We start from the raw sequence: 23,726 nt of genomic DNA, 5'->3' as shown, positions 1-23,726 counted from the left end.
ATGGCGCAATCATTGCCCACTGCTGGTCATCAAGCCAGAATTCTCCTGCCATGGTCCAAAACTCCCGCTGCAGAAGCGAGTGAATCACGGAGTGCCAGTATGATCAAGAGTCTGATTGGGTTTTGGCCCTAGAGCATTTCCAGCAAAACTGGAAACCGGTTTGCGTCCGGAACCGCGCTCTAATCATTTGTTTTTACGCGCATCTTTTCCGAAGACCGTTTCACACTTTTCGGGGTGCGCTTTAGACGGACGGGGAGTTTACTCCCCGACGGTCAGCCGCTTTTTCTCATTGGCGATGAGCCAGAGATTGCGAATATAGACGACGAGGCCAAGCCCTTGCCCGGCGATGAAGACCGGGTCCTTGCGCTGGATCGCATAGATCAGCAGCAAGGCGCCGCCGAAAAGCGAGAAGAACCAGAAGGCAACCGGCATGACGCTGCGCTTTGCCTTTTCGGATGCCAGCCACTGCACGACGAAGCGCATGGTGAAACAGGCCTGAGCGACGAAGCCCAGCACGATCCAGCCATCCCATTGCGCCACGAAGACCTCGTGCAGCCACTGCGACAGGCTGTTGAAAATATCAGTCATGGGTGATCTCTCTCACACGCGGAACGACCTTGCGGCGCTTCCGCAGCCACCAGACGCCATAAAGGTCCAGAATGCCGCGCACTCCACGGTCCAGAATGCCGTAATTGGATTTGCCGTGGCGGCGTTCGCGGTCGACCACATCGACATGCACGACGTCGAAACCTTCGCGGATCGCCAAGGCCGGCAGATAGCGATGCCATCCATCAAAGAAAGGCAGTTGCCGGAACAGGTCAGTGTGCAGCGCTTTCAGGCCGCAGCCGGAATCGCGGGTCTTGTCCTTGAGGATCGCCCCACGCAGATTATTGGCAAAGCGTGACGAAAGCTGCTTGAGTTTCGTATCCGTACGCTTGAGGCGCTGTCCGGCAGCAATGCCGTAATCCGGCCCGGCCTTTAGCAATGCATCCGCCAGAACGGGGAGATAGGCGGGGTTGTTCTGTCCGTCGCCGTCCATGGTCACGACGATCTTGCCGCGTGCTGCGAAAACGCCGGAACGCACAGCCGCGCTCTGTCCCGACGACCGGTCATGGCGCAGATGGCGCAGTGGCTTGCCTGCATGAATGCGGCCCGCGAGTACATCGCTGGTCGAGTCCGTCGAACCGTCGTCGACGACGATGACTTCGTATGCGCGGCCCTGCATAGCGGCATCGACTTCATCCAGCAAAAAGGCAAGATTGTCGGCTTCGTTGCGGCAGGGGATAACCACAGAAATCGTCGGTGTGTCCAAGCGGAGTGTTCCTTTATTCCTCGCGCTATCTGCTTAAGCTCGGCTTTCCTGCCCGGAAACCCGATAACGCGCAAGGCGCGCTCCATAGCATTGATTGGATGGCAAAGCCAAGACGGTTCAAGTAAACGTGAGTTCTGGCCCGGATAATAGCTCGATTGATCGGTTGACTGCCGTTTTCTAGCCGGACATCGCCCGATACGGAAGAGCTTCCTCTAGCCAATCCAGAAAATTCTGCGTCACTTCATCCCGGTTGATCTCGTTGAGGCTCTCGTGCCGGGTGCCGGGCAGGATCGTGCATTGGACACGCTCGAAACCCATTTTCCGCATTCTGTCCGCCAGCCTGCGCACGGCGGCGCCGTTCACCGTTGCAGGGTCTTCGGCCCCGCCAACGAGACTGAACGGCATGTTTCGCGGAATGTTGGAAAAGTTCCGGTCGTCTGCGCCCCGGCGGATCATGCGGAAAATGTCGATCCATAACGCCACGCTGGCATCGAAACCACAGAGCGGATCGGCGACATATGCATCGACTTCGGCCGGATCGTGCGAAAGCCAGTCGAATAGCGTGCGGTGGCCCTTTATGGACCGGCCCCAGGCGCGGAAAGTCATCTTTGGCAGAATGGCGCTCGGAACGTCCGAACCTTTAAGCATGCGCTCCATATAAAGAAGTGCGAGCGCTGCAGTGCTTTCCGCGCCACCATCGACATTGGCATTCCAGATCGCGGCCGCATCGACTGTATCGGCGTAGTCCAGCACATAGTTCAGTGCGATCAGCCCGCCCATGGAATGTCCGAAAAGCACGACCGGCAGACCCGGATGGTTTTCGTGAATATGCCGGTTAAGCGCGCGCACGTCCTCGATAGCCACAACATGGCCCTGCTTTTGTGCGAACATTCCCCTTGGCGCATGAGCACCGATATTGGAGCCGTGTCCGCGATGGTCGTGGATATAGACGTGGTAGCCCGCTGCGACCAAGGCGGACGCGAAGCGTTCATAGCGCGCGGAATGTTCGGCAAGGCCGTGGCATATCTGGACAACCCCTCGCGGTGTCCCGGCGCGGACGGTGCGGAACGGGAGTTCCGGTTTGTCAGAAGCCGTCAGATGATGAATGGTTTTGAATGTCATTTCGCCATCTGATTTTATGCCGTGCAAATAGTCAATCTCCTACGATGCGGCGTCGCTTAAACAGGCATCGGAACGGGGTGTGAATGAATTTTAGGCAATTACGTTTTTTGTGCAGATTCTGCTTGAAAAGCGCAAAAGCTTGGGCAAATCTAGCTTTGCAGGCAGGGTTTTTGAAGGGCAATCAGGGGCGTTCCAAACAGGGTTTCACGTCATAACTTGCAGGCCGTCCGATGAAAGGGAGGAAACTTTCGCGGACGGTGGCCAGAGGGGAAACCGGGTGACGGAAATATCCGCGCCCGGTTTCATTATTTATGGTTTTCATCAGAGTTTGATTTGCGTTTCCGGCTGCTTCCGTTTCGTGGGTTGCCGTTTGCGTCCGGGGCATATTTGGCCTACATACGCGTCAGTGTCTGATCCAAAAGTCGCCATGCCTGGCTGCAAATGGTGATTTTCTGCGCTTCCGGTGCTCATGTACATTGCGCTCCGGTTCTCAAAAATCATCATTTTCGCTACGGCCTGACGCTTTTTGATTCAGACACTCAGCAATTTCCGCGCGGTTCGGCAATGATTGGGCCGATCGCGCTTCTCAACCTGCGGAGACGACGCGCTTTATGGCACGCCAGTTCATTTATCACATGTCCGGCCTCAACAAGGCCTATGGCAACAAGAAGATTCTGGAGAATATCCATCTCTCCTTCTATCCCGACGCGAAGATCGGCATTCTCGGCCCGAACGGCGCCGGTAAGTCGACTATTCTCAAGATCATGGCCGGTCTCGACAAGGAATATACCGGTGAAGCCTGGCTGGCCGATGGCGCGACCTGCGGTTATCTTGCCCAGGAACCGGAACTCGATCCTTCCAAGGACGTGCTTGGCAATGTGATGGAAGGTGTGGCCGCCAAGAAGGCGATCATCGACCGTTACAACGAACTGATGATGAACTATTCCGACGAAACTGCGGATGAGGGCGCGAAGCTCCAGGACATCATCGACAGCCAGAACCTTTGGGATCTCGAAAGCCAGGTCGAAATGGCCATGGAAGCGCTGCGCTGCCCTCCGGGCGATGCCGACGTGACCAAGCTTTCGGGCGGTGAAAAGCGCCGCGTGGCACTTTGCAAGCTTCTGCTTTCGAAGCCTGACCTGCTGCTTCTCGACGAACCGACCAACCATTTGGACGCCGAAACGACCGCATGGCTTGAAAAGCACCTGCGCGAATATCCGGGTTCAGTGCTGATCATCACCCATGATCGCTACTTCCTCGACAATGTGACGGGCTGGATTCTCGAGCTCGACCGTGGTCGCGGCATTCCTTATGAAGGCAATTATTCCGCCTATCTGGAATCCAAGGCCAAGCGCATGCAGCAGGAGGGCCGCGAAGAGGCTGCTCGTGAGAAGGCGCTGTCGCGTGAACGCGAATGGATATCCGCAAGCCCGAAGGCTCGTCAGGCCAAGTCCAAGGCGCGTATCAAGGCCTATGATGAACTGGTCAAGAGTGCGGAAGAGCGTCGCCCTGGCGATGCGCAGATCATCATTCCGGTCGGCGAGCGCCTCGGTCAGGTGGTCATCGAGGTCGAGGGCCTGTCGAAAGGCTATGGCGACCGTCTCCTGATCGATGATCTGAACTTCAAGCTGCCCGCGGGTGGCATTGTCGGTGTGATTGGCCCGAACGGCGCCGGTAAATCGACCCTGTTCAAGATGCTGACGGGGCAGGAACAGCCGGATAACGGTTCGGTTCGCATCGGTGACACGGTTCATCTTTCCTATGTCGACCAGAGCCGCGACGCGCTGGACGCCAACAAGACTGTCTGGGAAGAGATTTCCGGCGGCAATGACGTCATCAAGCTTGGCAAGTTTGAAATGAACTCCAGAGCTTATTGCGGTGCGTTCAACTTCAAGGGCGGCGACCAGCAGCAGAAGGTCGGCAATCTTTCCGGCGGCCAGCGCAATCGCGTTCACCTCGCCAAGATGCTGAAGTCCGGCGGCAATGTTCTGCTGCTCGACGAACCGACCAACGATCTCGATACGGAAACGCTCGGCGCGCTTGAAGACGCACTGGAAAACTTCGCTGGCTGCGCCGTTATCATCAGCCACGATCGTATGTTCCTCGACCGTCTGGCAACGCACATCCTCGCATTCGAAGGCGACAGCCATGTCGAATGGTTCGAAGGCAACTTCGAGGATTATGAAGCCGACAAGATCCGTCGTCTTGGACCGGATAGCGTCAACCCGAAACGGGTGACCTACAAGCCGCTCACACGGTAAGGTTCGAGATGTTCAGGCTCTGGCGGTCTGCAAATGGCGTGGTTCTGCGCTTCCGGTGCTCACGTACGCAAAGTACGCTCCGCTCCGGTTCTCGAACCTCACCATTTTCGTCTCGCCATAGCCAGAACCTCAACGAACCTTTGGCGCTTTAAAGTTAAGGCCGGTGCATCGCACCGGCCTTTTTATTTGATGAAGGGAAGCATGATGAAAGACTGGTCTGCAAAGCAATATCTGAAGTTTGAAGACGAACGCAGCCGCCCGGCACGCGATCTTCTCGCCCAGATACCGGTTGATAAGCCGCGCAAGGTGGTCGATATCGGCTGCGGACCGGGTAACTCGACGGAGCTTCTGGTCGAGCGTTGGCCGGAAGCTGATGTTTCCGGCTTCGATACTTCGCCAGACATGATCGAAAAGGCCAAGGCCCGCCTGCCGAAGGTTGATTTCACGATCGGCGATGTGACGAGCTATGAGCCGGATGCGGAAACGGATGTCCTCTTCTCCAATGCTGTTTTCCAATGGCTGCCGGATCATATCGCGCAGATGAAACGCCTCTTGTCGCTGCTTCGTCCCGGCGCGGTACTGGCCGTCCAGATGCCTGACAATATGGGCGAGCAGACCCATGTTGGTATGCGTGACGTCGCAAAGACAGAGGCTTTCGTCGCCAGGATCGGCACCAAGGGCAGGGGGCCTTTGCCTCCGGTGATGGAATATTATAACGCGCTCGCCGGTCAGGCCGCGCGGCTCGACATATGGCACACGGTCTATAACCACCCGCTGGATGGCGTTGATGCGATTGTGGAATGGGTGAAGGGGACAGGATTGCGACCGTTTCTCGATCCGCTCGATGAACAGGAGCAGGCCGACTATCTGAAGGCTTACAAGGCGAGGATTGCGCCGCATTATCCGGCGGCTGTCGATGGGAAAGTCCTGCTGCGTTTCCCGCGTATTTTTATAGTTGTGCAGAAGAAGTAATTGCCCGAAAAATCACTCTACACGGGGAATTGATCGATTGCCCGTGTAGAGAGAATCGATAATTTTTGAATTATTTCAATATGTTATTTATCTGGTTCATTGCACGGCAATGACAACCATGTCTTTTAGCAATTTCTCATATTGGAATAGATTGCATGCAAACGATTTTGTTCCTATGGTCTGGCCGCATCCTGAAACCGCTCTAGATATGGAGCCGTCATGATCGCAACGCCGCGATGCGCGCCATCCCCGTTGCGATTTCGTTCAGGAGGCCGGTTTCGATGCTCTTGCTCCGTTTTTACTTTTCAATGGAAATGAACGCCGAGGCTGCCGGTTCAAGGACTGTTTCAGGCGTCTTTGCGTCTTCGCGATTGATCCAAACAGTATGATTTCGACCGGGAGGACATTTCAAATGCGGGCCTGCTTTCCAGTTGAAACGCGGTTCGTAGTTTTATGTTTATGAAGTGAAACAATCGCCGATTTCGGTAATCCCTGCTTGGGATCGGCGGCTTGCAGGCTGTTTGAGAACTGCCTGCTATCGGGAGTTTTCAGAATGAACAATGCAGAAATGCATGCTGACGCCAATGGCGAGGTCGAAGCGGCACATGATGCCCATGACACGCGCCGCCGCGTCTTTGCCATCGTGGCCAGCGCATCGGGTAATCTGGTGGAGTGGTACGATTTTTACGTCTACTCCTTCGGTGCGCTTTATTTCGCATCGCAGTTTTTCCCCGCGGAGGACCAGACCAGCCAGTTGCTGAATGCGGCTGCGATTTTTGCGGCTGGCTTCCTCATGCGCCCCATCGGCGGCTGGCTGTTTGGCCGCATTGCCGACAAGCTTGGTCGGCGCACATCCATGCTGATTTCGGTGACGATGATGTGCCTTGGCTCTTTCGCCATCGCCATTTTGCCGACCTATGAAACGATCGGTGTTCTGGCGCCATTCCTGCTGTTGATCGTGCGCCTCTTGCAGGGCCTTTCCGTGGGCGGCGAATATGGCACCACCGCTACCTATATGAGCGAGGTGGCGCTGGCCGGGCGTCGTGGCTTCTTCTCGTCGTTCCAGTATGTCACGCTGATTGGCGGGCAGTTGCTTGCTGTTCTGGTGATTGTGGTGCTGCAGTTCTTCCTGACATCGGACGAGCTTCATGCCTGGGGCTGGCGCATTCCTTTCGCCATTGGCGGTGTAGCGGCCATCGTCGCGCTTTTCCTTCGGCGGACTCTGCATGAAACCTCGACGGAAGAAACCCGCAGCAACAAGGCGGCAGGCAGCTTCGCCAATATCTGGAAGAACCATCGCAAGGCCTTCCTTGTCGTCGTCGGCTTCACGGCTGGCGGTTCGCTCGCCTTCTATACCTTCACCACCTATATGCAGAAATATCTGGTCAACACCGCTGGCATGAGCAAGGAAACGGCCAGCGAAACAATGACCTTCGTGCTGTTGGCCTATATGTTGATGCAGCCGCTTTTCGGGGCATTGTCCGACAAGATAGGCCGCAAGACGATGATGATCGGCTTTGGCGGCATTTCGATCCTGACAACAATTCCACTCATGACGCTGATCGGTTCGGTGCAGAGCTCGACCTGGGCATTCATCTATATCGTGATCGCTCTGGCGGTTGTCAGTATGTACACCTCGATCAGCGGTATCGTGAAGGCAGAGCTGTTTCCGGCGGAAGTGCGGGCGCTGGGTGTCGGCTTTTCCTATGCCATCGCCAATGCGATCTTCGGGGGCACCGCTGAATATGTGGCGCTCTGGTTCAAGCAGCAGGGCATGGAAAGCGGCTTCTTCTGGTATGTGACCGTGATGATGGTGATTGTCTTCGTCGTCAGCCTTGTCATGCCGAACCCGCGCGAACACGGCTATCTGCAAGGCCACGGCACCGAGTAGCCGGTGTTCTATCGCGTATCAAACGCCGCCTCCGGGCGGCGTTCACTTGCATTCTTCTACTTTAGATATTTCTAAATAAATACACTTCTCGCATGGGGTGTTGCCTTTCCTGTTCCTTCTGTCATCTTGGAGTTGTGCAAAAAGGGGCGGGGTTAAGCATGAGCGTAGAAGAAAAACTTCGCGTTCTTTCAGAACGCATCAAGACCCATTCCAGTGCAATGGTCACTGAGGAAGCAATCAAGACTGCCATCGTTTTACCATTTCTGGCAGCTTTGGATTATGACGTTTTCAATCCAGAGGAGGTCGTGCCAGAGTTTACTGCTGATGCTGTTGGAAAAAAGGGTGAGAAGGTCGATTATGCAATCAAGATTGACAATGAGATTCGCATTCTAATTGAATGTAAGCCCATCACAACACTTCTCGATAAGGTTCATTTAGCGCAGCTTTATCGCTACTTTTCTGTGACGAATGCTAAGTTTGCAATTCTCACCAATGGTAGGACTTTTCATTTCCATAGTGATCTGGTTGCTCCCAATAAGCTGGATGAACGTCCATTCTTGACATTCGATCTTTCGGATATTCAAGGGCAACTGATTTCTGAACTGAAAAAGTTTGCCAAATCAGAATTTAATGTCGACGGTATTTTGCAGTCTGCTCACCGGTTGAAATATACATCAGCAATTAAAAAGGAAATTAATCAAGTTATGGAGGAGCCTCCTGAAGAATTCATTAGGATGGTAACTAATGGACTCTATTCTGGACGCTTTACTGTGCAGGTAAAAGAGCAATTTACGCCGATGGTGAAGGCGGCATTCCGTGAAATTGTTCGAGAATCAGTGCAGTCGAGATTATCCAATGCTTTAGCGGAGACGCAGGTTTCTGAATTAGCTATCAGCGATGAACTTGAGGAAGAGATTGTTACCACGGAGGAAGAAACAGAAGGTTTCATGGTGGTTCGGGCGATAGTGCGAGATATTTTAAAGCCTTCTCGAGTTGTTATACGAGATCAAAAAAGTTACTGTGGTATCTTGGTTGACAATAATAATAGAAAGCCACTCGTGCGGCTTTGGTTCAACCGAAGCGTGAAGTACATCGGTCTTTTCGACAGCGAAAAAGAAGAGCGCATCAAGATTGATAGTCTTGATGAAATCTATGATCTGGCCGATAGAATCCGCTTGACCGCCAAAAACTACGCAGACGTTTAATGATCTGTTCTATTCATTGATAATCGAAGTGGTATTAATATACCACTTCGTCATCTTCGGGCGACAGAAGGCGTGTCGCGCGCCATTCGGTCAGCTTGGCGTTGATCGCGTCCAGCACAAAGAAGCGCGCTGAATCCTTGTCATATCCATCATCCCGCAGTGCATCGTAATCAGTATGCATGTGGCGCACATGCGCGACTGTCGCCAGCCACACGGCAGTAGACGGCGGCAACGTCTTCATATGGGGGCTGAGCGCCGCAGCGCGGATCGGTTCTGAATCCGAATAGGGTACTGCCGGAAGCAGGAGCGTCAGCGATTTGGCGATTGCCTTCTGGCGCATTGTGCCTGCACGCATGGCTTATCCTTACAGTCAGTTATTGAGGCGAATCCTTCGTCTGACTCATTGTGCCACGAAAATCACTTGCGCAGGAATTGCTTTCCATATAAACATATCTTTATATCTTTACGGATTACCGTGATGGGCCGTAAATGAGGCTATGGATCAACAAAGAGCGGAAGGCATGACCGGTTTGCAACTGCAACTCGATCTGATGGTAGATGTGCTGAAGGCGGTGGCTGAGCCGAGCCGCTTGCGTATTCTGGCGCTTCTTTCGCGCGGTGATCTCACCGTCTCCGACCTGACAACCATTTTGGGGCAATCCCAGCCGCGCGTTTCGCGCCATCTGAAGCTGCTCGGAGAAGCCGATCTTATTGATCGCTATCAGGAAGGCGCGTGGGCCTATTTCCGTCTCGCAGACAATGCGATCAGCGGCGATCTTGCGCGTGGGCTTCTGGCCCGCCTCGACAAGGCGGATGCGCTGGTTGAACGTGATATGGAACGGCTTTCGCAGGTGAAGTCCAGCCGTCAGGAAAAGGCTGCCGCCTATTTCAGCGCCAATGCCGGGAGTTGGGATCAGATTCGCAGGCTGCATGTTTCCGAGAATGCGGTCGAAGTGGCCCTCAAGAAGGTTGTCGGTGACAAGCCGTTTCAGGCGATGCTCGATGTCGGCACCGGCACTGGACGGTTACTGGAGCTTTTTGCGCCGCTTTACCTTCGGGGTGTCGGCATCGACATCAATCGTGACATGCTGTCTGTGGCGCGAGCCAATCTCGACCTTGCAGCCATCGGCAATGCGCAGGTTCGCCAGGGCGATGTTTATGCGCTGCCTGTGGAGCGCGAGAGCTTCGATCTGGTGACTATTCATCAGGTTCTGCACTTCCTTGATGATCCGCTTGCGGCCATTCGTGAAGCGGCGCGGGCTTTGCGCCCCAGCGGACGGTTGCTGATCGTCGATTTTGCGCCGCACAAGCTCGAATTTCTGCGTGAGGAACACGCCCATTTGCGGCTTGGATTCAGCGACGAGCAGATGCTGGGCTGGATGAGAGATGCCGGTCTTGAGCCGGAAAAGACACTGGAACTGGAGCCGAAGGCGGCCAATGGAGAGGAAGGCCTGACAGTGAAGCTGTGGCTTGCCCGCGATCCACGCCTTCTTATCGCCGATCCGGCTTCGCATGTCTCCCAAAAATGGGAACCGGTTTTGGGATAAAGACAATGCGACAAAAACAGATAATGAGCATGACGGAGACAGTTTGATGGGTTTTTACGGTCTTTCCCGCCGACCGGATATTGGCCAGACCACCCGGGTATCGTTCGAATTCTTCCCGCCCAAGTCGGAGGAAATGGAACAGCGTCTCTGGGATACGGTGACACGGCTCGCTCCGCTGCAACCCGAATTTGTCTCCGTGACCTATGGTGCTGGCGGTTCTACGCGTGAACGTACGGCGCGTACCGTGGCGCGCATCCTCAAGGAAACCGACGTCAAGCCAGCAGCGCATCTGACCTGCGTGGATGCGACACGCGAGGAAGTCGACCGCGTCGTGCGTGAGTTCGCAGCTCTTGGTGTCAACCGCTTCGTGGCATTGCGCGGCGACCCGGCTGCCGGTATCGGCGAAAAATATGTACCGACGCCGGGCGGCTATCAGAACGGCGCCGAACTGGTTTCCGGTTTGCGCAATATCGCGGATTTCGACATTTCAGTTTCCGCCTATCCGGAAAAACATCCGGAAAGCCCGGATTTTGCGACCGATATCGATATGCTGAAGCGCAAGGTCGATAATGGTGCGACGCGCGCCATAACCCAGTTCTTCTTCGAGAACGACCTTTACGAGCGTTATGTCGAGCGCGTTCGCCGTGCGGGTATCTATATTCCGATTGTTCCTGGTGTTTTACCGGTGCATAATTTCAAGCAGGTCAAAAATTTCTGCGCACGGTCGGCGACGCATATTCCGAGCTGGCTGGCGGAGCGCTTTGAAGGACTGGACAACGATCCGCAGACGCATCAGCTCGTAGCCGCGGCAATTGCCGCTGAGCAGGTGATGGATTTGATCGAGCGCGGCGTGCAGGATTTCCATTTCTACACGATGAATCGCGCCGATCTGCCCTTTGCGATCTGTCATATGATCGGCATCAGGCCGAAGACGGAAGCAGCTCTGGAGGTTGCCTAAAATAGAGAAAGCCCGGCGGTGACACCGGGCTTTCTTGTTTTCGTGCGGGTCGGCCTATCCTCAGAACCGAAGCCGCCGTAATGGTTTAGGCTAATTCCCCTAAGGGATGACGCCTGCTATCAACGCTGCAACAAATGCAAATGCCGCACAGATCATGAGGACATTCAAAGATCGCGTAAGTCCCATTGGTCTGTCTCCTTCATATGCGCCCGGGTGACCGGACGCGCGCTGGTAGGAAGCTGGAATCTAAGCGCAAAACGTCTCGAACAAAAGAAGATTTCGTGCTGCAATCTGGCGTGATGGAGAAATAAACCTATCGTTTACCACCTAAACTATTGAAATATTTGACTAGAAAAATTTGTTCACATTTCATGAAAAAGACACCGAACTGCCACGTTTGGTACTGTTTTCGCCGTAGTTGCCACCGGCTTTTGGCGATGTTTTTTGCGCTTTTTAGCGAATTAGCGCCAAATATGCCGACAAGGTGAGGATAGATATCACTGTCGAGTAGAGGATGACGTTGGAGGTTATGGCCGCCTCGCGACGATAATGCTCGGCCAGCATGAAGGGACCTGTGCCGGTCGGAAGTGCTGCAAGAAGGGCAGCGCTTTGTGCGAGGAGGGGAGGCAGTCCGAATACATAGACCGCCAGCAGCCAAGTCGCGAGCGGCTGGACGATGAGCTTCACCGAAACGAGAAAAGCGATGGCATTGACGCTTTCGCGTTCGATCCTGCGGGGCTGGGCGAGGAACAGGCCAAGCGCTACCAGTGCGCAAGGAGATGCGGCGCCACCCAGCATCTTCAGGAAGGTTTCCGCCGGGGCCGGGATGGCTAACCCCAGAAAGGACACCACGGCACCAAGTGCTGGAGCGACAAGCAGTGGATTACGGATCAGGGACCGTATGACCTTCCAGATGAGACGAAGCGGCTTCTTTTCTGTCTGCAGGCCGATTTCGATCAGCACGATCGCAAAAGCAAAAGTAACGCAGACGGTGATGATGATCGAAATGGTGGTCGCTGCCAAAACGCCTGACCCGAAGGCGATCATCGAAAGCGGAATGCCCATATAGCCGGTATTCGGATAGGCGGCGTTCAGGCCGTCAAGCGCAGTATCCGCCAGAGGCAGTTTTCCGCGCAGCCGCACCAGAAAGGGCAAGACGAAAGCAATGGCGCTTGAAAGCAGAAACACTGCGATGAAACCTGGCTGCCACAACTCGCTGCCATGGGTATTGGCCATGATGTCGAAGAGAAGGGCGGGCAGCGCCAGATAGACGACGAAACGGTTCAGCTCCGCTATCGCATGGGGCCCGAGTATTTTCAGCTTGAAGGCACCCCACCCGGAGAAAATCAACGCAAATACGGGCAGAACGACGATCAGGGTGGTGAGCATGAGGCGCATTTCATTTCAGGAAAGGAAAAGGCGCGGCTTTTGAACCGCGCCTTGTCGAATGTCAGAGCTTATCAAGAAGCTCCTGTGTCGGCCATGAATCGGCAGGCATTCCGAGGCGCATCTGTTCAGCGCGCACGGCATCGCGGGTCAGCAGACCGAACACACCGTCGATCTTTTCGCCCATGTCGTAACCGCGAGCCTGAAGCTTGGTCTGGAGCTCCTTAAGCTGTTCCTGCGTCAGGCCCGGAACCGGATTGCCCGGATCAAAGGCTGGCGCGCCAGCGAGGCGGGTCGCGAAATAAGCGGCGGTTGTGGCGTAGACGATGGACTTGTTCCATTCCACGAATACGTCGAAGTTGGGATAAGACAGGAAAGCCGGTCCCTTGCGACCAAGCGGCAGCAAAAGCGAGGCATCGCCATCGTCTGCGCCGAGCGGACCATTGAGGCCCATCACACCCTGCTCAGCCCACCATGAATGCGGCTTGCGATTGGTGCGGATCGCTTCTTCCCAAGGCAGATCCTTGGTCAGGCGAACTTCCTCCAGCCAGGGCTGGCCACGCTTCCAGCCGAGTTCCGAAATCATGCGGCCTGCGGTCATCATGGCATCGGGAACGCTGTTCTTCAGATCGACCTTGCCATCGCCGTCGCCATCGACGCCGCGTTCAAGATAATCCTTCGGCAGAAGCTGCATCATGCCGATTTCGCCAGCCCATGCGCCGGTTGTCGCTGCATCGACGACGCCCTGATCGAATAGCTTGAGAAGGGCAATCAACTGCGGGCGGAACAGATCTGGACGGCGGCAGTCGTAGGAGAGGGTAACCAGCGCATTCAGCGTGTCGAAATCGCCCTGAATGGCACCATAGTCGGTTTCAAGCCCCCAGAACGCGGCAAGGACTGGCCCCGGAACGCCATAGGTATCTTCGACCTTCTTGAAGACATCGGCATATTTGACCAGATTTTCACGGCCTTTTTTCAGGCGCGCTTCCGAAATGAGGCGCTTGGAAAATTCGGTGAAAGTCAGGTTGAAAACAGTCTGCTTGCGGTCGCGATCAAGCACCTTTTGCTCAAGCATGGCCTTGTGCAATTCGGCGATGCCCTTTTCGCCGACACCGGCGTCACGGGCTTCCTTGGTCAGATTGTCCATCCACTGGCCGTAATCGATCTCGCATTCCGGCTTGGGAAGATTGACGGTGTTTTCAGTTGGCGTCGCAGCGGGCGCGGGAGACGCGGCAGCCTGAGCATGGGACATGGCTGTCGATGCAAGCAAGGCGGCTGCGATAACTGAAGCAAAAAACTTCATTGGTAACTCACACTAATAGATTGGGAGCAAAAGGCTCCCTTTCGGGGATTGCTTTAGCTATTGCCCCAACAAGCACCGGAAATGAAGCAAAACTTGGTGTGAACTGCCAAACTGCGCCGTGTTAACGAACTTTGTTGCTTTCCAGCCACTTTTTCCACGCGTTGGCATCGCCGGCGAAGACATTGATGTCGGCGTCGCCCTTGATGCCGGGAATGGAGCCGGTGCCGGTATATTGCCAGAACGTCCACGGATGCGGGCCGTATTTCTCATCCGGATGACCGGCAACGGAGCGCAGCCAGAACGGATAGTCAGCCATCCGCCGCAAGTCGTTGTCATCGAAGAAATCGACTGTCGTGTAAACGATCGGGCGCTTGCCGTAATGCTTTTCCAGCGCTTGCAGGAAGATGCGCATTTCCTTGCGCACAACGGCTGCGTTGGGGCGCAGCTTGCAGGTCGGCGATTGCGGGTTCCATTCCATGTCGAGAACGGGCGGAAGCGCGCCGGGGTCACGCGGTACATTCTGGATATACCAGCGCGCCTGTTCGATGGCTGGACGGCAGAAATAGTAGAAATGATAGGCGCTGCGTCGGATACCCGCCTGGCGCGCACCGTTCCAGTGTTCCTGAAAACGGTCATCGACGCGGTCACCGCCTTCGGTTGCCTTGATGAAGGCGAAGGAAATGCCGCTGGCGCGCACGGCGCTCCAGTCAATGTTGGTTTGATATTTCGAAACGTCTGTACCGTGGATCGGATAGTGCCATGGCGTTTTGCCAGTCCAGTCGTGTGGGTCGCGATCCCCGAAGCGCGGCGCCTTCACAGGGCCGGAGGGCGGGGCAATTCGGGCCACTGAGCCGCCCGATTTCTTTACGTCGGAAAAGTCGTAATCCACCGTGGTGCAGGCGGAAAGAATGAAAGCGCCGAGGGCGAGTATGCTGTAGCCGGCCAGACGGTTCATATAGTGGTTCCGTGTCGCGAATCAGTCCTCTAACGGTTACGCGATCCGGAGGCGGACGTCACCAGTCTGGCGGGCAAGTTTGGCGCTAATCTGTGGCAGAGAGCGGCATTGTCGAACGAACAACCGCTATCCAGGCAAAGCCGCGATACAGAATGCGCTTCTCAACGACAGCACTGCGTTCCAGCGCAAGCTGATCGCAAACTGCGAACAAGTCGCTGCGCGGTGTGACATGGAACCATTCCAGCCATTGGAAGAGTGCCTTTCCAAACCAGCGCGGCAGACGAGCCTGATCGCCAAAATCGACGATATGCAATTCTCCGCCTGTATTGAGATGCCGGATACTTTCACGAATGACCGACTGCCATTGCGGGATCATCGATACGGCATAGGAAATGAAAATCCGGTCGAAGCCGGTTTGCCCGAACAGTCGTTCAGCATCGAACTGGGCTGCATCTGCGCGATCAAGCCGGACGCGATCTTCAATGCCTGCACGCTCCGCCGCCCGGCGTGCCGTATCCAGCATTTCGGCTGAAATATCGATGCCGAAGAGTTTCGCATCCGGATAGTTTTCCGCAGCCTTCACCAGATTGCGACCGGTGCCGCAGCCGATTTCCAGAACTGTGCCTTCCCTGGGTACGGACAGTCCTGCGATCATGGGGTCGCGACCCAGAAGATAATATTTGCGGGTCGCATCATAGAAGTGCCGCTGACGGCGATAGACGCGATCCATGAGATTGGCATGGTCGACACCCTGAATGCTCCATGGGCTGCGCAACATGTCAGGCATCCTTCAGCGTATAAAGATGAAACCCACCGTAGATCGATGAGCGGTCGCGGTCGTGGAGGGTGCGGGATGTGTCCGCCTGATATTCCCAGCGATCCAGAATTTGTGGTTCCACCCGTCCCGGAAGCAGGCTCGGTTCTGCAGCCGTGCGGAAAATGACACGGGCATTTGCTGCTGCCGTGCGGGTGATTTCACTCCAGAGGGCATTGAGCTGCTCGTCATTCATCCAGTCTTGCGCGTCGAGCAGAATGTAGCGGTCGACGGATGCGGCAGGCTTGGCAGCGAGGAAGTCGGTATAGCTCGCGTTCTGCACCGTCATACGATCGGCGCGTGCTCGCACCGTTTGGAAATTGGTGCGCGACAGATAGGGCGGGAGCGGTCCGGTCTCTTCATTGCCGCTATAGCCGCGCCCGAATGCCTGCCAGGCGAAATAATTGTCGGTGAGAGGAAAGCCGCAAGCGAGTTTTTCAAGACGGCTGCGCAGGACAAGCGCCATATTGCCGTTTCCGGCAGTGGCAAGGGCATCATATTGCTGTGGTGGTATGCCCAGCCCAAAAAGGGATGATTTGCGGGCCGTGGCCCAGCGCACCATGCGTTTTTCAAAAAGCGGTGCGAGCGCCGTGTCGAAGAAACTGCGCTGTTCTTCGATTGTGCGCGCTTTCAATATGTCGCGCGGGTCGATCCCGTAGAGTCGCGCCACACGATGGCCCATGCCGATGAAGACGCCGAGCAAGCCGTGGCGATAGAGATCGCGCCAGAAAATGGAAATGCGCTGGCGGCCATTCCATTTGCGCTTTTCCCAATAGGCGCGGCTTTCGCCGTCGAGATGTGGGCGGATGAAGCGCTTGTAGGCGGCAAGATTGGTCTTGTCGTCGGCCTTTCCATAGAAGCGGTAGAACGCGTCGTAGTCAGGCAGGTTCTTGACCGCGGCAAGTTTCAGCCGGTTGAAGGCGACATGGGCCTGATTGAGATCGACCGCCTCCACACGCGCCGGATCGGCGGTCAGGTAGGACATGGCATTGCATCCGCCAGACGCGATGGTGACGATGCGGTGGCCAGGCTCGATGGCCAGAGCCGCCATATCGACCTCGGGGTCTTCCCATATCTGCGGATAGACCAGCCCTTTGAACAGCCACGCAAACAGCCTTTCGGAAAAGCCCGCCCGGGAGAGGGCGCTGTTCTGGGTTACGGCACGCTTGAGAATTGTGTCGGCTTGCTCTGGCATCAAAAGTTCCCCTAATACACGAATCCCGACTTTGATTTTGCAAAGTTAAACATCGTCCAATGACAGGGGCGTGACGAATTAATTGCGGGTTTTTAAACCTGATGGATGCGGCTATACGGCTGTAATACTGTCGCTTTATTACGGTCAGTAAGACTATTTGAGAGAACTTTTTCAAGCTGTTGCCGTTTTCTTGTGTGACGGTCCCAGTCGACAGGATTTCTGTGTCGATGAGTGACCGTAAAGGTGATTGGCCGGACAAACCGGTCACGCACGGAGAAAACAGAGAGAGGCGTTTGGCAATATTGCCATTTAATGCCTGAAACCAGGCCAACGAGCCTGATCTAGGAAGGAGAGCCAACGTGAAGAAGTTTCTGATTGCTTCTGTCGCCGCCGTATCACTTCTCGGCCTTGCAGCTTGCAACGACAAGAAGGACGACACGAGCAACGCACCGGCACCATCCGCGCCGGCAGCGCCTTCGACCAATGACACGACGACGACGCCAGCTCCAGCAACGCCAGCTCCAGCAACTCCGGCACCGGCTACCCCGGCGCCCGGAACAGGGACAGCGCCTGCCAACTAAGGTTGGGAAATCGTGATGCATTTGCAAGCGGGTGGCGATCCGGGCTCCGGGTCGCCATTCGTGCCAATAGGCTTCGGCCGATGGCTTCGGCCGATGGCTTCGGGATGAAAATGAACGTTAAAGCAACCATGTCGGGAAAAGACGGGCATTCTGCGTTTTCCGTGTTTCAACGCAGGCTCGGTTCGGTTATGGCTTTTGTCATGAACCGTAACTTCCTGTTTTCCATCTCCGCGATTGTTCTTGTTGCGCTTGCTGCCTGCGGCAAGGGAGACGACGAGACCGCTGCCACAACCAATGGCGGCGAGCAGGGCGCCGCTGTATCACAGCCCGCCAAGCCGGCAGAAAATGGCAGCACGGAAAAAGGCCCCGATCTGGTCAAGTCGCTCCGTGACAGTTCCGGCGTGGTAAGCCCGGAAGAGAAAGCGGCGGCCATTGAACGCGCGCGCACAAATGCGGTCGCTGCGGCAAAGTCCGTCGGTCAGACGGATCAGCAGGCGCAGGCGGCGGGAGAAGCAGCGGCCACGGTCGCACATAGCTCCTTCGATGAACGCGAACCCCAGCAATAAGCGTTCGTTGCTGAACATGGTAATAATCTAAGCCAATGTTCTGACATTCTTTCTAAATGTTTGTTTTTTCGACTTTCGCCTGCATGGGCGGTTTTCAGTTCATTCGGAATTCTATAGAAAAGTCCCATGTCGATTTGGGTTCGCATTGGTGAGTTTGTCACGTCCGTGGCGTCGAATGCCATTACTGGCGTTATCGAAGCCGTGCGCACCGTTTTCGAGGGCGATGCCGACACGCGTCGCCGGGTGGCCTTTTCCATCGCGATGATCGCGCTTTCCGCCAAGATGGCGAAGGCCGACGGGGTGGTTACCCAGGATGAAATCCGCGCCTTTCAGGATATATTCGCTGTGCCGAAGGAAGAGACGGCGCATGTCGCGCGCCTCTATGATCTCGCCAAGCAGGACGTCGCAGGCTATGAATCCTATGCGCGCCAGCTTGCCGGATTGTGCAGCGAAGGGCAGACGGATTGTCATTTGCTGGAAGACATCCTCGACGGCCTTTTTCATATCGCCACTGCCGATGGCTATGTGCACGAAAAGGAAATGGCCTTTCTTGCAGGTGTCGCGGATATTTTCGGCTTTGACGAGGTTGCTTTCGATCGTATCGCGATCCGGCATGTCCAGCGTGGCGCTGACGATCCCTATGCCATTCTGGGGCTGGAGCGCGGCGTTTCCTTCGAGATGGCCCGCAAGCGCTATCGTTCGCTGGTCAAGGAGCATCATCCCGATCGGCTGGTGGCAGAGGGCTTGCCGCTTGAATTCATAACCATTGCCAACAGGCGTCTTGCAGCGATAAACGCTGCCTGGGCGAGCATTGAGAAGAATCTGGAGGCTGCATGAGCAGCGTGCGCGAAATCGAGAGCGAATTGCTGCAGGAACTGGCGCTGGAGCGGCCAGATTTTGTCGGAGCAACGCTTGATCCATCGCCCAATTTCGGTCCGCGCCGCGACGGCAAGGTGCCGGCCTTTCTCATTCTCCATTATACCGGGCTGGCGACTGCCGAAGAGGCTGTGCAGGTTCTGAAATCGCCGGATATGGAAGTTTCTGCGCATTACCTTGTCCATGAAGACGGACGGATCGTGCAGATGGTTTCGGAAAAGGCGCGCGCCTGGCATGCGGGCAAGAGCTACTGGAAGGGCGAAACGGACATCAATTCCGCTTCCATAGGCATCGAAATCGTCAATCCCGGCAATCTCGAAGACTATCCTCCCTTCAAGGATGTGCAGATCGATGCTGTCATCCGCCTCTGCCGCGATATATGCGAGCGTTATGCCATCAAACCGGAAAATGTTCTGGCCCATTCGGATATAGCACCTTCGCGCAAGACCGATCCCGGCCATAACTTCCCGTGGAAGCGGCTCCACGATGCGGGCGTCGGGCACTATATCGAGCCGACATCGATCCGCGGCGGACGGTTTCTGGCTCGTGGCGAAAACGGCCAGCCGGTCGAGGCGTTGCAATCCATGCTGGCACTTTATGGCTATGAGATCGCCATCACGGGTGTCTTCGATGAAGGCACCGAGACCGTGATTAAGGCCTTTCAGCGTCATTTTCGGACACAAAATGTGGACGGGGTGGCCGATGTATCTACCATAGATACCCTCTACAGGCTGATTTTTTCCCTGCAGAATGTTACCGCCTGACCAGGTGTTAGCGGGCAATTTTTCTATTTAGCGTTGTTTCGCATTTTTGTAATGTTTTCAAAAAAATAGATCGATCCAGACCGGTTGTCGGCGATTTCTATAAGCCGCTCCGGCGGCTTTTGCGTGAATCAGGAATATTACAACCTGTAAGACTATTTTACTTTTACAACCAATCTTCGGCTGCATTTGCCCGGCACTTCATCGCTCAATCCCAGCGGACAAGGGCCTGACAACCCATATCGGGCGGGATCAAAAACAGGACTGTCTCTCCCAAGACGGGCGGTCTGACAAAAGAAACGTTCCAAGACGGTAGGTTATGAAAATTAAATTTGTTGTTGTTTGCGCCCTTGTTGGCGCGATGAGTTCGTTTGGCCTGAATCCAGCACTGAGTGCCCCTTCAACTGAACCGACCAACCTCGCAGCTCTCCTCAAGGCACGTCAGCAGAACAAGTCTGCCGAGGCGGAAAAGCCAACCAAAGCGCCGAAGAAGGCATCGGTCGTCAGCCGCCGTGCGGCACCGGCCACAAAGGGTTCGACCGGCAAGCGTTCGCAGTCGAAAGATACGACTGTCCGTAACGCCAAGGGCGGCACCTATTCCAACATCATCAATCGTTATGCATCGACTTATGGCGTGCCTTCCGCACTTGCCCACGCAGTTGTGCGTCACGAAAGCAATTTCCAGCCAAACGTGCGCGGCAAGGCCGGTGAAATCGGCCTCATGCAGATCAAGCTCTCGACCGCACGCGGCCTCGGCTATACGGGTTCCGCCAAGGGCCTCTACGAGCCTTCCACGAATATCCAGTTCGGCATGAAGTATCTGGCTCAGGCGCAGAAGCTTGGCGGCGGAAGCACCTGCGGCACGATCCTGAAGTACAATGCCGGTCATGGTGCGACGCGCATGAACCCGACCTCTGCGAAGTATTGCAGCTCGGTCAAGGCCTATATGCGCGCGCTCTGACGCGAATGCAGATTTACGTCGGCGGTCGCGTAGAGTACAGGCCGCCAGATGTGAACGGAAAGCCGACAGTGGAGACACTGTCGGCTTTTCTGTTTCGGTTGTGTTCAGATTTTTTCAGGAATCCGGTTTCGCTGTTCCGTTATCGTTGCTATATGCGCGCTGTCAGTCGGTCGGGCAGCCGCGCCTGTCATGTGCCGAAAGGCGGCAGGTGAGGAAAGTCCGGGCTCCATGGAAACACGATGCCGGGTAACGCCCGGCGGGGGCGACCCCAGGGAAAGTGCCACAGAAAGCAGACCGCCCCGTCTTCCGTACCGTTGCGCAACGAAACGGCAGGGATGACGGGGTAAGGGTGAAAGGGTGGGGTAAGAGCCCACCGCGTCTGCAGCAATGCAGACGGCACGGTAAACCCCATCGGGAGCAAAACCGAATAGGGACGGCGCGCTGGCTCGCAAGGGCTGGCAATCGGTTTCCGGATCAGCCGTCCGGGTGGGTTGCACGAGGCGGGTGGCGACATCCGTCCCAGATGAATGGCTGCCACGTCGGGCGAAAGCCCGGCCATACAGAACCCGGCTTACAGACCGACTGACAATTTTTCTCAAAAACCGTTTTGGCATTCGAGCGCAAGAAACGGATAGTTGCTTGGCGGCAGGGACACTAATTGGGGCCTCCACGAAATCATGGAGGCTCAATATGTCCAGCTTGAAAGACAAGGTCGCAATCATCACCGGTGCATCGTCGGGAATAGGACGCGCTACTGCATTGCTTTTTGCCAGAGAGGGCGCAGCCATTGTGCTGAATGCTCGCGGACTTGCCGGTCTCGAACGTGTTGCGGAGGAGATCGCAGCGTTTGGCGGAAAGGCGCATTGTGTTGCCGGCGATGTGTCGGAAGCTGAAACGCATGAGGCACTTGCTGCGGCAGCGAAGGATAAATTCGGCGGCCTTGATATAGCCGTCAACAATGCTGGCACGGTCGGCCCTGTCGCGCCGCTTGCCGAAATCGCGCCCGATGATTGGGCGGGGGTGCTGGCAGGTAATCTGACCTCGGCGTTTATGGGAGCGAGATCACAAATTCCGCTGATGCTTGAAAGGGGTGGGGGCTCGATTGTCTTCACCTCGACATTTGTCGGCACGAGCGTCGGCATTCCGGGTATGTCGGTTTACGGAACCTCGAAGGCAGCCCTCATGGGTATGGTGAAGGGCATAACCGCCGATTACGGCGCCCGTGGTATCCGGGCAAATGCGCTCTTGCCGGGTGGTGTCGATACGCCGATGGGCGGAGATGAAAAGCACAAGGAATGGGCCGCAGGCCTGCATGCGATGAAACGGATCGCCCAGCCCGAAGAAATCGCTCAGGCCGCGCTGTTTCTGGCAGGCCCGATGTCGAGTTTTGTCGCGGGTTCGGCGCTTTACGCTGATGGCGGCAATGCGGCGGTGAAGTAAAAGAATGGGCGGCTTCGAGATACGGAGCCGCCCATTCGAAAAGCCTCGGGAGGGGCTTAAATTGGCACGCCGGACAGGAAATCGTAGATCAGCTTCATATTCAGCACGACGATGATTGCAGCGGTGATGGCAGCAAGCAACGTCACCCAGCGCGGCGCGACCAGCGATCCCATCTTCTTTTTCTCCGCCGTGAACATCACGAGTGGAATGACGGCAAAGGGTAGCTGAAGGCTCAACACGACCTGAGACAGGATCAGAAGCTCTGTCGTTCCCTGCGAACCGTACATGATCGTCACGACGGCAGCGGGAACAATGGCCACGAAGCGGGTTATCGCACGGCGCAGCCACGGCTTCAGGCGAATATCGATGAAGCCTTCCATGACGATCTGTCCGGCCATCGTCGCGGTAATGGTCGAGTTCAGGCCACAGCACAGAAGCGCAATCGCAAAAAGCGTTGGCGCAAGGGCTGATCCCAGCAGCGGGTTCAAAAGAGCATGGGCCTTGTCGAGATCTTCGACCGCAGTATTGCCGGTGGCGTTGAAACTTGCAGCAGCCAGAATCAGGATCGACGCATTGACCAGCAGCGCGAATGTCAGCGCAATGGTGGAATCCCATGTCGCAAAGCGTATGGCCTCGCGCTTTTCAGCGGTCGTGTGGCCATAATCGCGTGTCTGGATGATGCCGGAATGCAGATAGAGATTATGCGGCATGACCGTGGCGCCAATAATGCCAAGCGCAATATAGAGCATGTCCGGATTGCGGATGATATCGGTCGTCGGTGCAAATCCCTTGATGACAGCGCCCCATTGTGGCTGTGCCATCAGAATCTGGATGAGGAAGCAGAGCGCGATCACGCCCAGAAGGGTGATGATGAGCGCCTCGACACGCCGGAAGCCCTTGTTCTGGAGATAAAGAACGAGAAGCACATCGGCGGCGGTGATGATCACACCGATTTCCAAGGGAATGCCGAAAAGCAGGTTGAGGCCGATGGCTGTGCCGATGACTTCCGCCAGATCGGTGGCGCAAATCGCAAGTTCGGCCAGAAGCCAGAGAGGCCAGGCAAGGAAACGCGGATAGGCATCGCGACAGGCCTGCGCTAAATCTCGTCCCGTGGCGACGGCAAGGCGCGCACAGAGCGCCTGCAGGAGCACGGCCATAAGATTGGACAGCAGAACAACGGACAGCAGCGTGTAGCCGAAACGGGAACCGCCAGCGAGCGAGGTGGCCCAATTGCCGGGGTCCATATAGCCAACGGCTACCAGATAGCCGGGACCGAAAAAGGAAAGTGCGCGGCGAAATTTCGAACCGGAACGATTGACCCTGATAGAGCGGTGGACATCGGACATGGATGCTTCGCCGCGATCACGTCGCCAGCCTTCAAATGTTACTTCACCAGCGCCGGAGGGGCCTGCTCCATGGGGTGCCATAATCAATGCCTTGGGTGTTTATGCAGTTGCAAACTATTTGCATTAAATAATCGGACCTGTGCCGAGTGTCAACAGGAAGTGAGGGGCCGTAGGGCAGTAAGGGAATAGGGGAATAGGGGAATAGGGGAATAGGGGAATAGGGGAATAGGGGAATAGGGTGCGGACAGGTGGTGGACAAGGCAAGTAAAATATT

The 23,726-nt window shown here is 55.8% G+C and carries 22 protein-coding genes and 1 other RNA gene; 13 read left to right on the top strand and 10 right to left on the bottom strand.

Annotation, left to right across the window (positions count from 1 at the left end; all coding sequences use genetic code 11):
• Positions 1-258 precede the first annotated feature (258 nt).
• From F9K91_RS23935 to F9K91_RS23925, 3 genes are all read right to left on the bottom strand, one after another.
• Positions 259-588, bottom strand: coding sequence for a lipid-A-disaccharide synthase N-terminal domain-containing protein (locus F9K91_RS23935; protein WP_061345984.1), 330 nt, complete (start codon positions 586-588; stop codon positions 259-261).
• The gene (locus F9K91_RS23930) at positions 581-1,312 is read right to left on the bottom strand and encodes a glycosyltransferase family 2 protein (RefSeq protein ID WP_010659700.1); all 732 of its coding nucleotides are present in this window, start codon (positions 1,310-1,312) and stop codon (positions 581-583) included. The genes F9K91_RS23935 and F9K91_RS23930 overlap by 8 nt, the downstream gene beginning before the upstream one ends.
• 177 nt (positions 1,313-1,489) lie before the next feature.
• A complete protein-coding gene (locus F9K91_RS23925) occupies positions 1,490-2,434 on the bottom strand; it encodes an alpha/beta hydrolase (RefSeq protein ID WP_151678929.1) in 945 nt (314 codons plus the stop codon).
• 611 nt (positions 2,435-3,045) lie between these two features.
• Between F9K91_RS23925 and ettA the strand changes: the two genes are divergently transcribed.
• The 4 genes from ettA to F9K91_RS23900 all read left to right on the top strand — a co-directional run bounded on the left by ettA (position 3,046) and on the right by F9K91_RS23900 (position 8,763).
• Positions 3,046-4,695 (top strand): energy-dependent translational throttle protein EttA, encoded by a 1,650-nt coding sequence (ettA, locus tag F9K91_RS23915; RefSeq protein ID WP_151558317.1) that lies wholly within the window; start codon positions 3,046-3,048, stop codon positions 4,693-4,695.
• 204 nt (positions 4,696-4,899) lie between these two features.
• Positions 4,900-5,667, top strand: a complete 768-nt coding sequence (gene tam, locus F9K91_RS23910; protein ID WP_151678930.1) for a trans-aconitate 2-methyltransferase — start codon at positions 4,900-4,902, stop codon at positions 5,665-5,667.
• A 553-nt stretch (positions 5,668-6,220) separates the two neighbouring features.
• The gene (locus tag F9K91_RS23905) at positions 6,221-7,558 is read left to right on the top strand and encodes an MFS family transporter (RefSeq protein ID WP_061345987.1); all 1,338 of its coding nucleotides are present in this window, start codon (positions 6,221-6,223) and stop codon (positions 7,556-7,558) included.
• A 158-nt stretch (positions 7,559-7,716) separates the two neighbouring features.
• Entirely contained in the window at positions 7,717-8,763 is a 1,047-nt protein-coding gene (locus tag F9K91_RS23900) for a type I restriction enzyme HsdR N-terminal domain-containing protein (protein WP_151558319.1), read from the top strand.
• A gap of 34 nt (positions 8,764-8,797) precedes the next feature.
• Here F9K91_RS23900 and F9K91_RS23895 read toward each other — a convergent pair whose 3' ends face one another.
• Positions 8,798-9,118 carry a DUF2293 domain-containing protein gene (locus F9K91_RS23895; protein WP_151653111.1) on the bottom strand — a complete coding sequence of 107 codons (321 nt, stop codon included), beginning with the start codon at positions 9,116-9,118 and terminating at the stop codon, positions 8,798-8,800.
• Positions 9,119-9,284: 166 nt separating this feature from the next.
• Here F9K91_RS23895 and F9K91_RS23890 point away from each other — a divergent pair, with 166 nt between their 5' ends.
• Together F9K91_RS23890 and metF are read left to right on the top strand one after the other, a co-directional pair.
• Positions 9,285-10,310 carry an ArsR/SmtB family transcription factor gene (locus tag F9K91_RS23890; protein WP_151558323.1) on the top strand — a complete coding sequence of 342 codons (1,026 nt, stop codon included), beginning with the start codon at positions 9,285-9,287 and terminating at the stop codon, positions 10,308-10,310.
• Positions 10,311-10,356: 46 nt separating this feature from the next.
• Complete coding sequence (metF, locus tag F9K91_RS23885) at positions 10,357-11,268, top strand: methylenetetrahydrofolate reductase [NAD(P)H] (RefSeq protein WP_010659708.1); 912 nt, start codon at positions 10,357-10,359, stop codon at positions 11,266-11,268.
• A gap of 453 nt (positions 11,269-11,721) precedes the next feature.
• Here the strand turns inward: metF and F9K91_RS23880 are convergent, their stop codons facing one another.
• The 5 genes from F9K91_RS23880 to F9K91_RS23860 all read right to left on the bottom strand — a co-directional run bounded on the left by F9K91_RS23880 (position 11,722) and on the right by F9K91_RS23860 (position 16,921).
• Positions 11,722-12,657, bottom strand: a complete 936-nt coding sequence (locus F9K91_RS23880; RefSeq protein ID WP_151558325.1) for an AEC family transporter — start codon at positions 12,655-12,657, stop codon at positions 11,722-11,724.
• A gap of 61 nt (positions 12,658-12,718) precedes the next feature.
• Positions 12,719-13,957 (bottom strand): lytic murein transglycosylase, encoded by a 1,239-nt coding sequence (locus F9K91_RS23875; RefSeq protein ID WP_061345990.1) that lies wholly within the window; start codon positions 13,955-13,957, stop codon positions 12,719-12,721.
• A 121-nt stretch (positions 13,958-14,078) separates the two neighbouring features.
• Positions 14,079-14,912: a glycoside hydrolase family 25 protein gene (locus tag F9K91_RS23870; protein ID WP_151678928.1), complete on the bottom strand. Its 834-nt coding sequence runs from the start codon at positions 14,910-14,912 to the stop codon at positions 14,079-14,081.
• Positions 14,913-14,997: 85 nt separating this feature from the next.
• Positions 14,998-15,690, bottom strand: a complete 693-nt coding sequence (locus tag F9K91_RS23865) for a class I SAM-dependent methyltransferase (RefSeq protein ID WP_151678927.1) — start codon at positions 15,688-15,690, stop codon at positions 14,998-15,000.
• 1 nt (position 15,691) lies between these two features.
• Entirely contained in the window at positions 15,692-16,921 is a 1,230-nt protein-coding gene (locus tag F9K91_RS23860; RefSeq protein ID WP_151558331.1) for a BtaA family protein, read from the bottom strand.
• A 359-nt stretch (positions 16,922-17,280) separates the two neighbouring features.
• Between F9K91_RS23860 and F9K91_RS23855 the strand changes: the two genes are divergently transcribed.
• From F9K91_RS23855 to F9K91_RS23825, 7 genes are all read left to right on the top strand, one after another.
• Complete coding sequence (locus tag F9K91_RS23855; protein WP_151678926.1) at positions 17,281-17,502, top strand: hypothetical protein; 222 nt, start codon at positions 17,281-17,283, stop codon at positions 17,500-17,502.
• 110 nt (positions 17,503-17,612) lie between these two features.
• On the top strand, positions 17,613-18,068 hold the full coding sequence (locus F9K91_RS23850) for a hypothetical protein (RefSeq protein WP_151678925.1): 456 nt from the start codon (positions 17,613-17,615) through the stop codon (positions 18,066-18,068).
• Between the two features lie 126 nt (positions 18,069-18,194).
• Positions 18,195-18,905: a J domain-containing protein gene (locus F9K91_RS23845; protein WP_151643893.1), complete on the top strand. Its 711-nt coding sequence runs from the start codon at positions 18,195-18,197 to the stop codon at positions 18,903-18,905.
• Positions 18,902-19,708: an N-acetylmuramoyl-L-alanine amidase gene (locus F9K91_RS23840; RefSeq protein ID WP_151678924.1), complete on the top strand. Its 807-nt coding sequence runs from the start codon at positions 18,902-18,904 to the stop codon at positions 19,706-19,708. The genes F9K91_RS23845 and F9K91_RS23840 overlap by 4 nt, the downstream gene beginning before the upstream one ends.
• A gap of 316 nt (positions 19,709-20,024) precedes the next feature.
• On the top strand, positions 20,025-20,666 hold the full coding sequence (locus F9K91_RS23835) for a lytic transglycosylase domain-containing protein (protein ID WP_061345997.1): 642 nt from the start codon (positions 20,025-20,027) through the stop codon (positions 20,664-20,666).
• Positions 20,667-20,828: 162 nt separating this feature from the next.
• An RNA gene (gene rnpB, locus F9K91_RS23830) (RNase P RNA component class A) lies at positions 20,829-21,256 on the top strand.
• A gap of 100 nt (positions 21,257-21,356) precedes the next feature.
• Positions 21,357-22,106, top strand: a complete 750-nt coding sequence (locus tag F9K91_RS23825) for an SDR family oxidoreductase (RefSeq protein WP_151678923.1) — start codon at positions 21,357-21,359, stop codon at positions 22,104-22,106.
• A 56-nt stretch (positions 22,107-22,162) separates the two neighbouring features.
• Here the strand turns inward: F9K91_RS23825 and F9K91_RS23820 are convergent, their stop codons facing one another.
• Positions 22,163-23,533, bottom strand: a complete 1,371-nt coding sequence (locus tag F9K91_RS23820) for an Nramp family divalent metal transporter (protein WP_061345999.1) — start codon at positions 23,531-23,533, stop codon at positions 22,163-22,165.
• Positions 23,534-23,726: the final 193 nt, after the last annotated feature.

This window comes from Brucella tritici (assembly GCF_008932295.1).
Taxonomy (GTDB): Bacteria; Pseudomonadota; Alphaproteobacteria; order Rhizobiales; family Rhizobiaceae; genus Brucella; species Brucella tritici.
The sequence above is the reverse complement of the archived record's forward strand: the minus strand, read 5'-3'. Positions and strand labels throughout refer to the sequence as shown.

Bases quoted from the DNA above. Each gene is read 5' to 3' on its own strand.
- F9K91_RS23835 (WP_061345997.1), top strand. From the start codon at position 20,025: ATGAAAATTAAATTTGTTGTTGTTTGCGCCCTTGTTGGCGCGATGAGT.
- F9K91_RS23905 (WP_061345987.1), top strand. From the start codon at position 6,221: ATGAACAATGCAGAAATGCATGCTGACGCCAATGGCGAGGTCGAAGCG.
- metF (WP_010659708.1), top strand. From the start codon at position 10,357: ATGGGTTTTTACGGTCTTTCCCGCCGACCGGATATTGGCCAGACCACC.
- F9K91_RS23865 (WP_151678927.1), bottom strand. From the start codon at position 15,690: ATGTTGCGCAGCCCATGGAGCATTCAGGGTGTCGACCATGCCAATCTC.
- F9K91_RS23890 (WP_151558323.1), top strand. From the start codon at position 9,285: ATGACCGGTTTGCAACTGCAACTCGATCTGATGGTAGATGTGCTGAAG.
- ettA (WP_151558317.1), top strand. From the start codon at position 3,046: ATGGCACGCCAGTTCATTTATCACATGTCCGGCCTCAACAAGGCCTAT.
- F9K91_RS23935 (WP_061345984.1), bottom strand. From the start codon at position 588: ATGACTGATATTTTCAACAGCCTGTCGCAGTGGCTGCACGAGGTCTTC.
- F9K91_RS23840 (WP_151678924.1), top strand. From the start codon at position 18,902: ATGAGCAGCGTGCGCGAAATCGAGAGCGAATTGCTGCAGGAACTGGCG.
- F9K91_RS23860 (WP_151558331.1), bottom strand. From the start codon at position 16,921: ATGCCAGAGCAAGCCGACACAATTCTCAAGCGTGCCGTAACCCAGAAC.
- F9K91_RS23875 (WP_061345990.1), bottom strand. From the start codon at position 13,957: ATGAAGTTTTTTGCTTCAGTTATCGCAGCCGCCTTGCTTGCATCGACA.
- F9K91_RS23845 (WP_151643893.1), top strand. From the start codon at position 18,195: ATGTCGATTTGGGTTCGCATTGGTGAGTTTGTCACGTCCGTGGCGTCG.
- F9K91_RS23900 (WP_151558319.1), top strand. From the start codon at position 7,717: ATGAGCGTAGAAGAAAAACTTCGCGTTCTTTCAGAACGCATCAAGACC.
- F9K91_RS23880 (WP_151558325.1), bottom strand. From the start codon at position 12,657: ATGCTCACCACCCTGATCGTCGTTCTGCCCGTATTTGCGTTGATTTTC.
- tam (WP_151678930.1), top strand. From the start codon at position 4,900: ATGAAAGACTGGTCTGCAAAGCAATATCTGAAGTTTGAAGACGAACGC.
- F9K91_RS23825 (WP_151678923.1), top strand. From the start codon at position 21,357: ATGTCCAGCTTGAAAGACAAGGTCGCAATCATCACCGGTGCATCGTCG.
- F9K91_RS23895 (WP_151653111.1), bottom strand. From the start codon at position 9,118: ATGCGTGCAGGCACAATGCGCCAGAAGGCAATCGCCAAATCGCTGACG.
- F9K91_RS23870 (WP_151678928.1), bottom strand. From the start codon at position 14,912: ATGAACCGTCTGGCCGGCTACAGCATACTCGCCCTCGGCGCTTTCATT.
- F9K91_RS23925 (WP_151678929.1), bottom strand. From the start codon at position 2,434: ATGACATTCAAAACCATTCATCATCTGACGGCTTCTGACAAACCGGAA.
- F9K91_RS23850 (WP_151678925.1), top strand. From the start codon at position 17,613: ATGAACGTTAAAGCAACCATGTCGGGAAAAGACGGGCATTCTGCGTTT.
- F9K91_RS23820 (WP_061345999.1), bottom strand. From the start codon at position 23,533: ATGGCACCCCATGGAGCAGGCCCCTCCGGCGCTGGTGAAGTAACATTT.